Annotated in this window: 14 protein-coding genes; 1 reads left to right on the forward strand and 13 read right to left on the reverse strand. The window is 65.3% G+C overall.

Annotated features, from left to right (window positions below):
* Nucleotides 1-10: 10 nt before the first annotated feature.
* From IB278_RS20770 to IB278_RS20785, 4 genes are read right to left on the reverse strand one after another with little or no spacing between them, the layout of a single operon-like run.
* A complete protein-coding gene (locus tag IB278_RS20770) occupies nt 11-1,117 on the reverse strand; it encodes an S-(hydroxymethyl)glutathione dehydrogenase/class III alcohol dehydrogenase (RefSeq protein ID WP_021006426.1) in 1,107 nt (368 codons plus the stop codon).
* Between the two features lie 41 nt (nt 1,118-1,158).
* Nucleotides 1,159-1,797 (reverse strand): glutathione S-transferase family protein, encoded by a 639-nt coding sequence (locus IB278_RS20775; RefSeq protein ID WP_192325165.1) that lies wholly within the window; start codon nt 1,795-1,797, stop codon nt 1,159-1,161.
* Complete coding sequence (locus IB278_RS20780) at nt 1,794-2,657, reverse strand: aromatic ring-hydroxylating oxygenase subunit alpha (protein ID WP_145741922.1); 864 nt, start codon at nt 2,655-2,657, stop codon at nt 1,794-1,796. The genes IB278_RS20775 and IB278_RS20780 overlap by 4 nt, the downstream gene beginning before the upstream one ends.
* Nucleotides 2,658-2,670: 13 nt before the next feature.
* Nucleotides 2,671-3,348, reverse strand: a complete 678-nt coding sequence (locus tag IB278_RS20785) for a Rieske (2Fe-2S) protein (protein WP_145741924.1) — start codon at nt 3,346-3,348, stop codon at nt 2,671-2,673.
* Between the two features lie 55 nt (nt 3,349-3,403).
* Here IB278_RS20785 and aroQ point away from each other — a divergent pair, with 55 nt between their 5' ends.
* Nucleotides 3,404-3,844 carry a type II 3-dehydroquinate dehydratase gene (gene aroQ / locus IB278_RS20790; RefSeq protein ID WP_145741926.1) on the forward strand — a complete coding sequence of 147 codons (441 nt, stop codon included), beginning with the start codon at nt 3,404-3,406 and terminating at the stop codon, nt 3,842-3,844.
* 21 nt (nt 3,845-3,865) lie between these two features.
* Here the strand turns inward: aroQ and IB278_RS20795 are convergent, their stop codons facing one another.
* From IB278_RS20795 to asd, 9 genes are all read right to left on the reverse strand, one after another.
* Nucleotides 3,866-5,413: a SpoVR family protein gene (locus IB278_RS20795; RefSeq protein WP_192325167.1), complete on the reverse strand. Its 1,548-nt coding sequence runs from the start codon at nt 5,411-5,413 to the stop codon at nt 3,866-3,868.
* The gene (locus IB278_RS20800; RefSeq protein WP_145741930.1) at nt 5,410-6,702 is read right to left on the reverse strand and encodes a YeaH/YhbH family protein; all 1,293 of its coding nucleotides are present in this window, start codon (nt 6,700-6,702) and stop codon (nt 5,410-5,412) included. The genes IB278_RS20795 and IB278_RS20800 overlap by 4 nt, the downstream gene beginning before the upstream one ends.
* Nucleotides 6,703-6,769: 67 nt before the next feature.
* Nucleotides 6,770-8,692 carry a PrkA family serine protein kinase gene (locus IB278_RS20805; protein ID WP_145741932.1) on the reverse strand — a complete coding sequence of 641 codons (1,923 nt, stop codon included), beginning with the start codon at nt 8,690-8,692 and terminating at the stop codon, nt 6,770-6,772.
* A gap of 730 nt (nt 8,693-9,422) precedes the next feature.
* Entirely contained in the window at nt 9,423-10,559 is a 1,137-nt protein-coding gene (dnaJ, locus tag IB278_RS20810; protein WP_145741934.1) for a molecular chaperone DnaJ, read from the reverse strand.
* Nucleotides 10,560-10,656: 97 nt separating this feature from the next.
* Nucleotides 10,657-12,597: a molecular chaperone DnaK gene (gene dnaK / locus IB278_RS20815; RefSeq protein WP_145741936.1), complete on the reverse strand. Its 1,941-nt coding sequence runs from the start codon at nt 12,595-12,597 to the stop codon at nt 10,657-10,659.
* 112 nt (nt 12,598-12,709) lie between these two features.
* Nucleotides 12,710-13,285 (reverse strand): nucleotide exchange factor GrpE, encoded by a 576-nt coding sequence (gene grpE, locus IB278_RS20820; protein WP_025569775.1) that lies wholly within the window; start codon nt 13,283-13,285, stop codon nt 12,710-12,712.
* Nucleotides 13,286-13,453: 168 nt separating this feature from the next.
* On the reverse strand, nt 13,454-13,804 hold the full coding sequence (locus IB278_RS20825) for an FKBP-type peptidyl-prolyl cis-trans isomerase (RefSeq protein ID WP_012746856.1): 351 nt from the start codon (nt 13,802-13,804) through the stop codon (nt 13,454-13,456).
* Nucleotides 13,805-13,905: 101 nt separating this feature from the next.
* On the reverse strand, nt 13,906-14,361 hold the full coding sequence (locus tag IB278_RS20830) for a winged helix-turn-helix transcriptional regulator (RefSeq protein WP_025569773.1): 456 nt from the start codon (nt 14,359-14,361) through the stop codon (nt 13,906-13,908).
* 176 nt (nt 14,362-14,537) lie between these two features.
* The gene (gene asd, locus IB278_RS20835; RefSeq protein WP_145741938.1) at nt 14,538-15,389 is read right to left on the reverse strand and encodes an archaetidylserine decarboxylase; all 852 of its coding nucleotides are present in this window, start codon (nt 15,387-15,389) and stop codon (nt 14,538-14,540) included.
* Nucleotides 15,390-15,458: the final 69 nt, after the last annotated feature.

A 15,458-nucleotide genomic window follows, 5' to 3' on the forward strand; every position in this document is an offset into this window, starting at 1 on the left:
TCCTCGAAGGCTAGTAAAGCACCACGCCGCGAATGGATTCGCCGCGCTTCATGAGGTCGAAGCCCTTGTTGATGTCTTCGAGCGGCATGGTGTGCGTGATCAGGTCGTCGATGTTGATCTTGCCTTCCATGTACCAGTCGACGATCTTCGGAACGTCGGTGCGCCCGCGCGCGCCGCCGAAGGCCGAGCCTTCCCACTTGCGGCCCGTGACGAGCTGGAACGGCCGCGTGCTGATCTCCGCACCCGCCTCGGCCACGCCGATGATGATGCTGCGGCCCCAGCCCTTGTGCGTGCATTCGAGCGCCTGGCGCATCACCTTTGTGTTGCCGATGCACTCGAAGCTGTAGTCGGCGCCACCGTCGGTCAGCTGCACGATCGCATCGACGATGTTCTCGTGCTCCTTCGGGTTGAGGAAGTGCGTCATGCCGAACTTGCGCGCCATCGCTTCGCGCTCGGGGTTCAGGTCGACGCCGATGATCTTGTCGGCACCCACCATCTTCGCGCCCTGGATCACGTTCAGGCCAATGCCTCCGAGGCCGAACACCACCACGTTGGCGCCGGCTTCCACCTTGGCCGTGAAGATCACCGCGCCGATGCCTGTGGTCACGCCGCAGCCGATGTAGCAGACCTTGTCGAAGGGCGCGTCCTCGCGGATCTTGGCCAGCGAAATTTCAGGAGCGACCGTGTAGTTGCTGAAGGTTGACGTGCCCATGTAGTGGAAGATGGGCTTGCCGTCCAGGCTGAAGCGCGAGGTGGCATCGGGCATCAGGCCCTTGCCCTGCGTGCCGCGGATCAGCTGGCAGAGGTTGGTCTTGCGCGACAGGCAGAACTTGCACTGGCGGCATTCGGGCGTGTAGAGCGGAATGACGTGGTCGCCCTTTTTCAACGTGGTGACGCCGGGGCCCACGTCGACCACGATGCCCGCGCCCTCATGGCCGAGGATGGCCGGGAAGATGCCTTCGGGGTCGGCGCCCGAGAGGGTGTAGTAGTCGGTGTGGCAGATGCCGGTGGCCTTGATCTCCACCAGCACCTCGCCGAATTTCGGCCCTTCGAGGTCCACGGTTTCGATGGTGAGCGGAGCTCCGGATTTCCAGGCGACGGCAGCTTTGGTTTTCATGGCGTTTCAGGGCAAAGGGACAAGGATAGCGAGGCCGGCGTTCAGGCGGCCCCGGCGGCAAAGATACCCGACATTCCGATGAAGCCGGGCAGGTGGCGGAAGCTCCAGATCCAGTGCCGCAGGGCGGGATACTCGTCCAGCAAAATGCCGCCTTCGCCGGCCAGCGCCGCATAGGGAAAGCAGGCCAGGTCGGCCACCGTTGGATGCGGGCCGGCCAGCCACTGCTGGCCCTCGCTGGCGCGCTCGGCCAGGTGGTCGTCCAGCAGGCGGAAGGCTGCGTGTGCACCGCGCCGGCAGGCTTCGACGTCGATGTTCTCGTAGCCGAAGGCGTCGTGCAGCCGCGCGGCCGAGGCGGTGCGGGTGAGCTCGTCGGCGGTGGCGAACCACATCGCGATCTGGCCGCGCAGCTGCGGATCATCCGGATACCAGCGGCCCTGCGCGTCGTGCCTGCTTGCGAGATAGACGAGGATGGCCTGCGCGTCGCGCAGCAGGAAGCCGCCGTCGTCGATCACCGGGAGCTGGCCCAGCGGGTTGACGTGCGCCAGGAACGCGGCCGACTTGTGCTCGCGGCCCGGATGGAAGTCGACCGGCACGCGCTGGTAGTCAAGGCCGAGCCAGGCGAGCATCTGCCGCACCTTGAAGCAGTTGCCCGACAGGGCGTAGTCGTAGAGCCGGATCATGCGGCTTGCCTCACGCCGAAGCGCATGCCGCGCTCGCGCAGCCAGCGCCGGTAGGTCACCGAAGAGGTGTCGCCCCGCGTTGGCGTTTCGGCGCGGCCTTCGAGCGGCATGCGCTTGAAGGCGTGGTTCTCCAGGATCGGCTTGTCCTGCCCGAAGATCGTCTGCTGGAACGCGATGAGCTCGGCATCGGTGGAGGTGTCGTCGTAGCAGGCCAGCAGCGTATGGGCGATCACGTGCTCGTCGTCCAGCGGCTGGAGGAACAGGCCGATGGCGTCGAGCTCGCCGGCGCGCGAGCTCGACTTGTAGAGCATGGCGGAAAGTGGCTGCATCACCCGGTACTTGTAGAGCACTTCGCTGCCGCTGCCGTGGGCGGCCGAGGCGCGGGGCTGCCAGAAGCGGCAGTCTGTGGCCCAGATCTCGTCCGTGGCGGGATCGACCTGCACCTGGTACTTGGCCACCTCGGTGTGCGGCACCTGACCCAGGGAGCCGGCGTGCACGAAGGGGAAGTGCGCCATGTCGAGAAAGTTCTCGATCACGCGCAAGCCCGACACCGCCACGCCGATGCCTCCGCAATCGACGATGCGGCGCCCGGGCTCGTCGTATTCGGGAAAGTCGAACAGCGGCCGTGCCGGCCGGCCGCTCGGGCAGACCCAGAGATAGCCGTGGCGCGCCTGGACCGAGAGCGCCTGCGCGCCGAGCCGGCATTGCGGGGTGCCGGCGGCATCGGCCCACAACTGCAGCGTTTCCCCGAGCAGGCGAACTGCGCGGGGCTGTGTTTCGGAGGTGCCGGCGAGCGCGGCCGCGGGGCCGGCGACGAGCCAGTCGTCGAGCATGTTGGGGTCATCGGTGGCGAAGGGCATGGTGTTCTTCCGGTCAGGCCGCCTGCTGCCGCGCTTCGATTTCGCCGCGCAGTGCGCGCGCGGCGATGTGCAGGTTCTTCATCGCGTCGCTGCCGGGTGCGGCAGGCGTCCAGAGGTGAATGAAGGTCAGGCTCGGCTGGGCGTCGAGCACCAGCGCGGTGGCGTCGACGTGGTCGAGCGCGCCGCGCATGGCGAGCGCCGGCGCTTCTTCCGCGAATCCGCGCGCCGCGAGCGCATCGCGCACGCGGGTCGCGCCATCGCGCACGCAGAGCGTGCGGCAGAACGACCAGCCGGGCGGCACGGCGTCGCCCGGCGGCGGAGAAGGCGGCGCCTCGGCCGCGAGGCTCACCCACAGCATGCCGGCCGCTTCGGTTGCGTGGAACACCTTCGCGCACACGTTGCGCGGCGCCGGCATGCCCGGATGGGCGGGAATGCTCGCGCACTGGCCGCTATCGGCGTCGTACTGCCAGCCGTGGTACGCGCAGGCGAGGCGGTCCTGCACCACCTGCCCCAGCGTGAAGCGCACGCTGCGGTGCGGGCAGCGGTTTTCCCAGGCCTGCGCAGCGCCGCTGGCCGAACGCCAGAGGGCCAGTTCCTGGCCTTCGGCAAGGCCCGCGACGATGTTGGCGCCGGGGCGCAGATCGGCCGAGCGGGCCACGGGGTGCCAGGTTGGAATGCTGTCTGTGCTCATGATGCGCGCCACCTTAGCGCAACCATAATGGCGGCATCGCACCTTGGCATTCATCATGAAGAAAATACTCGTCCTCAACGGCCCCAATCTCAACCTTCTCGGCACCCGCGAACCCGAGCAATACGGACGCGACACGCTGGCCGACGTGGAACGCCTGTGCCAGGACGCCGGCGCGAAGCACGGCGTGGAGATCGAATGCCGCCAGTCGAACCACGAGGGCGTGCTGATCGACTGGATCCACGAGGCCGGCCGCGAGGTGGCCGCCGGCCACATGCTCGGCGTGGTGATGAACCCGGGCGCCTACACCCACACCTCGATCGCGCTGCACGATGCCATCAAGGGCGCGAGCGTGCCGCTGATCGAACTGCACATCTCGAACGTGCATGCGCGCGAGGAGTTTCGCCACCGCTCGTACATTTCGCCCGCGGCGCGCGGCATCATCGTGGGACTTGGCGTGAAGGGCTACGCGCTGGCCATTGCGGCCCTGGTGCCCTGACGAGCCTGGCGGCGCTGCCGGTCAGTCGGTTTGCCGCGGCGCGGCGGCCTTCCAGCTGCGGCTGATGTGGCCTTGGGCGTCGACGCTTTCCAGGTGCACATCGAAGCCCCACAGCCGTGCGACGTGCTTGAGCACCTCTTCGGCATCATCGTGCAGCGGCAGGTTGTTGCGCTGCGTGTGGCGCAGCGTCAGGGCGCGGTCGCCGCGCATGTTGACGTTCCACACCTGGATGTCGGGCTCCCTGCTGCCGATGTCGTACTGGCGTGACAGCGATTCGCGCAGCGCGTGGTAGCCGCTGTCGTCGTGGATGGCGGACACCTCCAGTTCGGGTTCGCTCTGGTGGTCGCGGATCGCGAACAGCCTGAAATCGCGCATGGTCTTGGGGCTCAGGAACTGGCCGACAAAGCTTTCGTCCTTGAAGTTGCGCATCGCGTAGTCGAGCGTCTTGACCCAGTCGGTGCCCGCAAAGTCAGGGAACCAGCGGCGGTCTTCCTCGGTAGGCTTCTCGCAGATGCGCCGCAGCTCGGTGAACATCGAGAAGCCCAGCGCATAGGGATTGATGCCGCTGTAGGCGCGATGCCCGACGGGCGGCTGGAAGATCACGCCGGTGTGCGAGCTGAGCCATTCCATCATGAAGCCGTCGGCGAGCTGGCCGCGGTCGTACATGGTGTTCAGCAGGGTGTAGTGCCAGAACGTGGCCCAGCCCTCGTTCATGACCTGGGTCTGGCGCTGCGGATAGAAATACTGCGCGATCTTGCGCACGATGCGCACCACCTCGCGCTGCCAGGGCTCGAGCAGCGCGGCATTCTTCTCGATGAAGTAGAGCAGGTTTTCCTGCGGTTCCGAGGGGAAGCGGCGCGACGAGTCGGATTCGGCCGTGTGTTCGCTCTTGCGCGGCAGGGTGCGCCAGAGGTCGTTGACCTGCTGCTGCATGTGGCGCTCGCGTTCGGCGCGCTGCGTACTCTCCTGCGCCAGCGAACGCTTCTGCGGACGGCGATAGCGGTCGACGCCGTAGTTCATCAGCGCGTGGCAGGAGTCGAGCAGCTGCTCCACTGCGTCGAGTCCGTGGCGTTCCTCGCATTCGGCGATGTAGTGCCGCGCATAGACGAGGTAGTCGATGATCGAGGACGCATCGGTCCACATCCGGAACAGGTAGTTGCCCTTGAAGAAGCTGTTGTGGCCATAGGCCGCATGCGCGATCACCAGGGCCTGCATGGCCATGGTGTTCTCTTCCATCAGGTAGGCAATGCAGGGGTCCGAGTTGATGACGATCTCGTAGGCCAGCCCCATGTGGCCGCGGCGGTAGTTCTTCTCGGTGGCGATGAACTGCTTGCCGTAGGACCAGTGGCGGTAGATCATGGGCATGCCGACGCTGGCATAGGCATCCATCATCTGCTCGGCGGTGATCACCTCGAGCTGGTTCGGGTACACGTCCAGGCCGAAGCTCCTGGCCGTCTTCGCGATCTCGGCGTGGTAGGTCTCGATGAGATCGAAGGTCCAGTCCGACGGACTGGGTAGGCGCTCCAGGCGCTCGGTGCTGCGCTCGAGGGGAGGGTGGTCGGAGGTCATGCGGGCACTCCCTCCTTCTTGAAGAGGTCGCGGAAGACGGGATAGATGTCCCGTGCGTCCGATACCTTGCGCATCGCAAAATTGGGCTCGATGCCTTCGAGCTGCGCGTATTCCTGCCACAGGTTCTGCTCGGTCTCGGCCACCTGCACATAGGCGTAGTAGCGCACCACCGGCAGGATGTGGTCGACCAGCAGCTCGCGGCAGCGCCCGCTGTCCTGGTGCCAGTTGTCGCCGTCGCTCGCCTGCGCGCCGTAGACGTTCCATTCGCCGCTCGGGTAGCGCGCCTTGATGATCTCGTCCATCAGCACCAGCGCGCTCGACACCACGGTGCCGCCGGTTTCGGTGGCATGGAAGAACTCTTCCTCGGTGACTTCCTGCGCCTGCGTGTGGTGGCGCAGGAACACGAGGTCGATGGTTTCGTAATGGCGCGTGAGGAACATGTACAGCAGCATGAAGAAGCGCTTGGCCATGTCCTTGCGCGCCTCGTCCATCGAGCCCGACACGTCCATCAGGCAGAACATCACGGCCTTGGCGCTGGGAACGGGCGTCTTCACGCGGTTGCGGTAGCGCAGGTCGATCGGATCGATGTAGGGCACGTGGCGCGACGTGCGGCGCAGCTCGGCGATCCGCTCCTCGGTCTCCAGGATTTCCTTCTGGATGAAAGGCTGCTCGGCCTGCGGGTGCCCGCGCAGGTGCAGCAGGTGCGCCTCCAGGCGGCGCAGCTCCTTGCGCGGCTCGCCGCCCAGCGCGATGCGCCGCGCCAGGGCGCCGCGCATCGAGCGCACCACGTGCAGGTTGTTGGGCGAGCCGTCGCTCGTGAAGCCGGCGCGGTGGCTCTTCCATTCGGGGACTTCGGCGATCTGGGTGCGAACGAGGTGCGGCAGCGCCAGGTCGTCGAAGAACACGCGCATGAACTCTTCGCGCGTGAGGCGGAAGACGAAGTCGTCCTCGCCCTCACCGCCATCTCCGGCTTCGCCGCTTCCCGAGCCGCCGCCGGCCTGTCCCTCGGGACGCGCAATGCGGTCGCCCTTCAGGTATTCCTGGTTGCCCGGGTGCACGTATTCGCGGTCGCCGCCGCGCGCATGGCCGAAGACGGGTTCGGACACATCGTGGCGCGGCAGGGTGACATCTTCGCCTTGCTCCAGTTCGCGGATGTTGCGCCCGCTGACCGCGCGCCGCACGGCCTCCTGGATCTGCCCTCGGTAGCGCCTGAGGAAGCGCTCGCGGTTGCCAATGGACTTGTTCTTGCCCGAAAGCCGGCGGTCGATGATCTGCTGCAGGATGGCCACGATGTTGTCAAAGCTCCTTGCAAAAAGGGGGCGAAGCCTTTGGGGCCCCGCCGCTGTGAACTGCCCGCTATGAACTCTTGCGCACGCGCAGGTACCACTCGCAGAGCAGGCGGACCTGCTTGGCCGTATAGCCTTTCTCGACCATGCGGGTCACGAAGTCCTCGTGCTTCTTCTGTTCGTCGGCGCTGCTCTTGGTGTTGAAGCTGATCACCGGCAGGAGTTCCTCGGTGTTGGAGAACATCTTCTTCTCGATCACCGCGCGCAGCTTCTCGTAGCTGGTCCACGCCGGGTTGCGGCCGGCGTTGCCGGCACGCGCGCGCAGCACGAAGTTGACGATCTCGTTGCGGAAGTCCTTCGGGTTGCCGATGCCCGCGGGCCGCTCGATCTTCTCGAGTTCGGCGTTGAGCGAGGCGCGGTCGAACACTTCGCCGGTGTCCACGTCGCGGAACTCCTGGTCCTGGATCCAGTAGTCGGCATAGGTGACGTAGCGGTCGAAGATGTTCTGGCCGTACTCGCTGTAGCTCTCCAGGTAGGCGGTCTGGATTTCCTTGCCGATGAACTCGGCATAGCGCGGCGCCAGCAGCTCCTTGATGTAGCTGATGTACTTCTGCTCGGTTTCCGGCGGAAACTGCTCGCGCTCGATCTGCTGCTCGAGCACGTACATCAGGTGCACCGGGTTGGCCGCCACCTCGGAGCTGTCGAAGTTGAACACCTTCGAGATGATCTTGAACGCGAAGCGGGTCGAGACGCCGCTCATGCCTTCGTCGACGCCGGCATAGTCGCGGTATTCCTGGATCGACTTGGCCTTGGGGTCGGTGTCCTTGAGGTTCTCGCCGTCGTAGACCTGCATCTTGCTGTAGATGCTGGAGTTCTCGGGCTCCTTCAGCCGCGTGAGCACCGAGAACTGGGCCATCATGCGAAGCGTTCCGGGGGCGCACGGCGCCTTGGCGAGCGACGAGTTGCGCACCAGCTTCTCGTAGATCTTGATCTCCTCGGAGGCGCGCAGGCAGTAGGGCACCTTGACGATGTAGATGCGGTCGAGGAAAGCCTCGTTGTTCTTGTTGTTGCGGAAGGCCTTCCATTCGCTCTCGTTGCTGTGCGCCAGCACGATGCCGTCGAATGGAATGGCGCCGAAGCCCTCGGTACCCTTGAAGTTGCTTTCCTGGGTGGCCGTGAGCAGCGGATGCAGCACCTTGATGGGCGCCTTGAACATTTCCACGAACTCCAGCAGGCCCTGGTTGGCCAGGCACAGGCCCCCCGAATAGGCGTAGGCATCGGGGTCGTCCTGGGCGTAGGTCTCGAGCTTGCGGATGTCGATCTTGCCGACCAGCGAGGAGATGTCCTGGTTGTTCTCGTCGCCGGGCTCGGTCTTGGCCACGGCGATCTGGCGCAGCACCGACGGGTAGCGCTTGACCACCTTGAACTGGCGGATGTCGCCGCCGTACTCCTCGAGCCGCTTCACGGCCCAGGGCGAGAGGATGCGGTTCAGGTAGCGCCGCGGGATGCCGTATTCCTTCTCGAGGATTTCGCCGTCTTCGGCGGCGTCGAAGAGGCCCAGCGGCGTTTCGTTGACCGGCGAACCCTGGATGGCATAGAAGGGTACATGCTCCATGAGCTGCTTCAGGCGCTCGGCGATCGAACTCTTGCCGCCGCCGACGGGGCCGAGCAGATAGAGGATCTGCTTCTTTTCCTCCAGGCCCTGGGCGGCATGCCTGAAGTACGACACCACCTGCTCGATGGCGTCCTCCATGCCGTAGAACTCCTTGAACGCCGGGTAGATCTTGATGACCTTGTTCGCGAAGATTCGCGAAAGCCGGGAATCGTTGCGCGTGTCGACCAGCTCGGGTTCGCCGATGGCCTTGAGCATCCGCTCGGACGCGGTGGCATACGCGGTGGGATCGCGTTTGCAGATATCCAGGAAGTCCTGCAGCGAGAGGACTTCCTCGCGGGTGCGCTCGTAACGGGCGGCAAAGTTGCTGATCACATCCATGGTCACGCCTCCATCAGGTCTGCGGGTTTATTGGCCCGAAGCCGGCAGCCGCAACGCGTAGCAACTTTTTAAAGGTGTACCGCCCATGGCTGCAAGCCATCGAAACTCCCTTAATCTCCATCTGCACAAACAGCATAAAGCAAAGAGTGCACCCGGAAAATTCTTTGTTAAATCAGAACCACAGTGCCGAGTAAAGTTCCTGAGAAAAACCCGCAGCATTTGGCAATTCCAGCTAAATTTCAGGGTTCGGGCTATCGAACTCAGCGCCACCCTGCCGCCCAGTGAAAATACCTATGGCGATCGGCATATGCAGTCATTGCATCTTTTCCGGCGAAAGCACCTCCTAATGAGCTCCCGGTTGCTCAAAGCGGTTACAGACCAATAACGCGCCGGGTCGCGTTTAGGTTTATTGCTCAATCGAAAAATATATAAAAGCAATCCCCGCGCCATCTTTTGATGGGCATGTCGCGCATGTGGGCGTGGGAAAGCGCGCCAAGGCGTGGTCGGCGAGGTTCCGGGGCGGCGTCGTCATGGTGCGCGGCACCGAACGAGGTCGGCAGGCACCGTTCGCGTGCGCGAAGCGGCGCGGCATCGGCGCGAGTCCGTGCCGCGCTTTCCAACTACTTGAAAAGACAGGGGAATCGGCAGCGCCGGGCCTCAGGATGGCGCCGGCCGGAGGTCGAGGCAGGGCGCAGCGAAGTGCGCCTTGCTGCATGCCGGCGCCTCTTCTTCAGCTGAAGAATTCCTTGGCCTTGTCGAACCAGCCCTTGTCGGTCGGGCTGTGCTTGTCGCCGCCCTTCTTGAGCGATTCGTCGAGCTCCTTGAGCAGCTTGCGCTGGTGCTCGGTGAGCTTGACCGGGGTTTCGACGCGCACGTGGCAGTACAGGTCACCCGGATAGCTGGAGCGCACGCCCTTGATGCCCTTGCCGCGCAGGCGGAACTGCTTGCCGCTCTGGGTGCCGTCGGGAATGTCGATGGCGGCGGCGCCCTTGAGCGTGGGCACGCTGATCTCTCCGCCGAGTGCCGCGGTGGTCATGCTCACGGGCACCACGCAGTGCAGGTCGTCACCGTCGCGCTCGAACAGTTCGTGCTTCTTGAGGCGGATCTCGATGTAGAGATCGCCGGGCGGCCCGCCGTTGGTGCCCGGTTCGCCGTTGCCGGTGCTGCGGATGCGCATGCCGTCGTCGATGCCGGCCGGGATCTTGACCTCGAGCGTCTTGTTGTTCTTGATCTTGCCCTGGCCATGGCACACGGTGCAGGGCTCGGGAATGATCTTGCCGCTGCCGTGGCAGGTGGGGCAGGTCTGCTGCACGCTGAAGAAGCCCTGGCGCATCTGCACGGCGCCGGCGCCGTGGCAGGTGGTGCAGGTGATGGGCTTGGTGCCGGGCTTGGCGCCGGTGCCCTTGCAGGTGCCGCAGTCGTCCCAACTGGGGATGCGGATCTGCGCTTCCTTGCCCTCGGCCGCTTCTTCCAGCGTGACTTCCATCGCATAGCTCAGGTCGCTGCCGCGGAACACCTGGCGCCCGCCGCTGGTGCGCCCGCGCGCGCCGCCGAACACGTCGCCGAAGATGTCGCCAAAGGCCTCCGCAAAGCCGCCGAAGCCTTCGGCACCCGGGCCGCCGCGCATGTTGGGGTCGACGCCGGCGTGGCCGTACTGGTCGTAGGCCGCGCGTTTCTGCGCGTCCGACAGCATTTCGTAGGCTTCCTTGACCTCCTTGAACTTGGACTCGGCGTCCTTGGTGGTGTCGCCGTGGTTGCGGTCCGGGTGGTGCTTCATCGCAAGCTTGCGATAAGCCTTCTTGATTTCCTCCTCGCTCGCGTTCTTGGGAACGCCGAGGGTCTCGTAGTAGTCGCGTTTTGTGGCCATGGCTGGTTCGGTCGGGGCTGGCGGGAAGCCGTAACTTGAAGCGAGAAAGGCTGGAACACCCGGTCAGGTGGTCCAGCCTCGTTCGAAGGACTGAGGATCAGCCCTTCTTGACTTCCTTGACCTCGGCGTCGACCACGTTGTCGTCGGCCGGTGCGCTTGCAGCTTCCGGGCCAGCAGCAGCGGCACCCGGGCCGCCGGCGGCGCCGGCCGCGGCCTGCGCATCGGCGTACATCTTCTCGCCGAGCTTCTGGCTCGCGGTCATCAGCGTGTTGGTCTTTTCCTCGATCGAGGCCTTGTCCTCGCCCTTGAGGACTTCTTCCAGGTCCTTGATCGCGGCTTCGATCTTTTCCTTCTCGCCGGCGTCCAGGCTCGCGCCGTGCTCGCCGAGCGACTTCTTCACGCTGTGCACCATGGCTTCACCCTGGTTGCGGGCCTGCGCCAGCTCGACCTTCTTCTTGTCCTCGGCCGCGTTGAGCTCGGCGTCCTTCACCATCTTCTGGATCTCGTCTTCCGACAGGCCCGAGTTCGCCTTGATGGTGATCTTGTTTTCCTTGCCGGTGCCCTTGTCCTTGGCGCCCACGTGCAGGATGCCGTTGGCGTCGATGTCGAAGCTCACCTCGATCTGCGGCGTGCCGCGCGCTGCCGGCGGAATGCCTTCGAGGTTGAATTCGCCCAGCAGCTTGTTGCCCGAGGCGATCTCGCGCTCGCCCTGGAACACCTTGATGGTCACGGCCGGCTGGTTGTCCTCGGCGGTGGAGAAGGTCTGCGCGAACTTCGTCGGGATCGTGGTGTTCTTCGTGATCATCTTGGTCATCACGCCGCCCATGGTCTCGATGCCCAGCGACAGCGGGGTCACGTCCAGCAGCAGCACGTCCTTGCGGTCGCCCGAGAGCACCTGGCCCTGGATGGCGGCGCCGACGGCCACGGCTTCATCGGGGTTCACGTCCTTGCGCGGCTCCTTGCCGAAGAAGGCCTTCACCTTTTCCTGCACCTTGGGCATGCGGGTCATGCCGCCGACCAGGATCACGTCGTTGATGTCCGACACGCTGATGCCGGCGTCCTTGATGGCCAGGCGGCAGGGCGCGATGGTGCGCTCGACCAGCTCGTCGACCAGGCTTTCGAGCTTGGCGCGCGTGAGCTTGATGTTCAGGTGCTTCGGACCCGAGGCATCGGCCGTGATGTAGGGCAGGTTGATGTCGGTCTGCGCGCTGTTCGACAGCTCGATCTTGGCCTTTTCGGCCGCTTCCTTCAGGCGTTGCAGCGCGAGCACGTCCTTGCCCAGGTCCACGCCTTGCTCTTTCTTGAACTCGGCAATGATGTAGTCGATGATGCGCTGGTCGAAGTCTTCGCCGCCCAGGAAGGTGTCGCCGTTGGTCGACAGCACTTCGAACTGCTTCTCGCCGTCGACGTCCGCGATCTCGATGATCGAGATGTCGAAGGTGCCGCCGCCGAGGTCATACACGGCGATCTTGCGGTCGGCCTTGTCCTGCTTGTCGAGGCCGAAGGCCAGGGCAGCAGCGGTAGGCTCGTTGATGATGCGCTTGACGTCCAGGCCCGCGATGCGGCCGGCGTCCTTGGTGGCCTGGCGCTGCGCGTCGTTGAAGTAGGCCGGCACCGTGATCACGGCTTCGGTCACGGGCTCGCCGAGATAGTCTTCGGCGGTCTTCTTCATCTTGCGCAGGATGTCGGCGCTGACTTGCTGGGGCGCGATCTTCTTGCCGCGCACTTCCACCCACGCGTCGCCGTTGTCGGCCTTCGCGATGGTATAGGGCATCAGGTCGATGTCCTTCTGGACTTCCTTCTCCTCGAACTTGCGGCCGATCAGGCGCTTGATCGCGTACAGCGTGTTCTTGGGATTGGTCACGGCCTGGCGCTTGGCCGAGGCACCGACCAGCACTTCGCCGTCTTCCTGGTAGGCCACGATCGACGGCGTGGTGCGCGCACCTTCCGAGTTCTCGATCACACGCGTGGTGTTGCCTTCCATGATCGACACGCACGAGTTGGTGGTGCCGAGGTCGATGCCGATGATCTTTGCCATGTTCTTACTCCTGAAAGCCTGAAAAATATGTTGTTATGAACTTGTGGATAACCCGGCGCGATTCAAGGTATGAAGCGGGGATTTCCTGTGGGAATCGTGTGTGCCGCGCCGCTTACTTGGGGGCGCTGACGGTGACCAGCGCCGGGCGCAGCACGCGGTCGTTGATGGTGTAGCCCTTCTGGAGCACGGTCACCACGGTGTTGGGCTCCTGCTCGGGAGCGGGCACCACCGAGATGGCCTGGTGCTGGTGCGGGTCGAACCTGGCGCCGGGAGCGGGGGCCACCTCGATCACCTTGTTGCGTTCGAGCGCGCTCTTGAGCTGGCGCAGCGTGGCTTCGGCGCCTTCGCGGATCTGTTCGGGCGTGGCGTCCTTGATGGCCAGGCCGGCTTCGAGGCTGTCGGTCACCGGCAGCAGGCTCTCGGCAAAGGCTTCGACCGCGAACTTGCGCGCCTTGGTGATTTCGTCGTCGGCGCGGCGGCGGGCGTTCTGGACGTCGGCCTGGGCGCGCAGGTACTGGTCGGACAGTTCGGCGTTCCTGGCCTGCAGGGCAGCGAGTTCGCCCTGGGCCGCGGCCAGCGCGTCCTGCGCCTCCGCTTCGTTGGCAGCCTGTGCGGCTTCCAGTTCTTCGGGGCTTGGCTCGCCTTGCAGCATTTGCGAATTCTGTGCGGATTGTTGCGGGTCAGACATTTTTCAAAGAACCGGCGGGGGGCCGGGAAACAAACGATAGCCAGCCACTTGGGGCTGGTCAGGGGCTTTTCAAGCGAAAAAATGCGGCCGGGAGGCCGCAACGGGAACAAAGGCGCCGACGCAAGGGTGCCGCGGCACGCCGTGCGCGCGGCCCCCGGGGGGGCGATCTCAGTGCGCGTCGAGCAGTTCGACGTCGAACTTCAGCGTGGCGTTCGGCGGGATCACGCCGCCCGCGCCGCGCGCGCCGTAGCCCAGCGAAGCCGGAATGATCAGCGTGCGCTTGCCGCCGATCTTCATGCCGGCAACGCCTTCGTCCCAGCCCTTGATGACCTGGCCGGCGCCCAGCGAGAACGCGAACGGGTCGTTGCGGTCGCGGCTCGAGTCGAACTTGGCGCCTTGCACGCCGTCGTTGTAGAGCCAGCCGGTGTAGTGCACGTGCACGTGCTGGCCGGCCTTGGCTTCTGCGCCGTCGCCCACGGTGGTGTCTTCGTATTGCAGGCCGGAGGGAGTGGTAGGCATGTTGAACGCTCCTTGCGTCAATGGGAGGATGGAAGGTGGATGGATAAACGGACCGAAGGCGCGGAGTTTACCGACGCCCGGCAGCGGCCCCGCCGGCCTGCTCAATTGCCGGTGTCAAGAGGCGGGACGGAGGAAGGTGGGGACGGCGCCGCAGGCGGGGCAGAGGGCGGTGCGCCCGGGGAGGAGGAAGAAGAAGGCGCCGAAGGCGAAGACGACGAAGGTGCCGCGGGCGTGGGCGCCGCCGGTGCCGCGGCCTTCTTGACCTGGCCCAGCTGCCACTTGCCCGCGAAGGCCTGAAGGTCCGAGAGCCGCTTCAGGAGGTCCTGTCCGCTCACCGTGAGGCTGTAGCCGTCGCCGCCGTGGCTCACGAGGCCGGCCTCGCGCAGTTCCTTGATGCGGGTGTTGAGCGTGTTGGGGGTGATGCTGCCGACGCTGTCCTGCAGCAGCCGGAAGGTCTGGGCATGGCCGTCGCGCAGCGCCCAGAGCACGCGAAGTGCGTAGCGGGCCTCGAGAAGCGCAAGCAGCTGGCTGACGGCTGCGTTTTCCTTGGTACTCATCGACATCATCTCCTCGGGGCTGGGCGGGCCATCGGTCCTGGGCAGGGCCGGTGCCTCGCGTTCTTGTTGGCTCGCTACAGGACCGCGCGTTGGCGGGCGACTATAGCGCAAGGATCACGATGCTACTAGTTTTATAGCTACGGGTGCATGCTGCATGCGGGCCCTGAGACAAAGCTTCACAAATTCGCGAAATTGGCCATGGCTTCGCCCAGCCGGACCGGCCGGGTGGGCGCCCAGTCGGGGTTGAAGGCCAGCGGGGGGGGCGGGAACAGCATGACGACAGTGGAGCCGAGCAGGAAGCGGCCCATCTCCTCGCCCTGCCCGAGCACGATCTGCTGGTCGGCGTAGTGCCATTCGCGCAGCTCGCCGCCGCGCGGCGGATTGACCACGCCGTGCCACACGGTGGCCATGCTGCCGACGATGGTGGCGCCCACCAGCACCAGCACGAAGGGGCCATGCGCAGATTCGAAGACGCACACCACGCGCTCGTTGCGCGCGAACAGCCCGGGCACGCCGCGCGCGGTGACCGGGTTGACCGAGAACAGGTCGCCGGGCACGTGGATCATGCGCACCAGGCGCCCGTCGCACGGCATGTGGATGCGGTGGTAGTCCTTCGGGCTCAGGTACAGCGTGGCGAAGCTGCCGTGCGCGAAGCGCGCCGCGAGCACCGCGTCGCCGCCGACCAGCGCGGTGGTGCTGTAGTTGTGGCCCTTGGCCTGGAAGATCTGGTCGCCCTCGATGGCGCCGAACTGGCTGATCGCGCCGTCCACCGGGCACACGAGGTCGGCCTGCGCGAGCGGCCGCACGCCGGGCTTGAGCGCGCGCGTGAAGAACTGGTTGAAGCTCTTGTAGTGGTTGATGTCGGATTCGAGCGCCTCGTCCATGTCGACGCCGTACTTGGCAACGAAGCGCCGGATGATCCAGGTGGTGACGGCGCCGCGTTCCTTGCCCGCGACCCAGCCGGCGAAGTTCGTCAGGGCCTGCTTGGGGAACAGGTATTGGGGCAGTACGGCAGAGCGGTCGGACACGTGTGGGAGGCGTGGAATGCCTGGAGTGCGAATCGGAGGGGCATTCTATAAAGCGCCCGGCGGCCCGGA

This window comes from Variovorax sp. VRV01, from assembly GCF_014852545.1.
GTDB classification, from domain to species: Bacteria; Pseudomonadota; Gammaproteobacteria; order Burkholderiales; family Burkholderiaceae_C; genus Variovorax; species Variovorax beijingensis_A.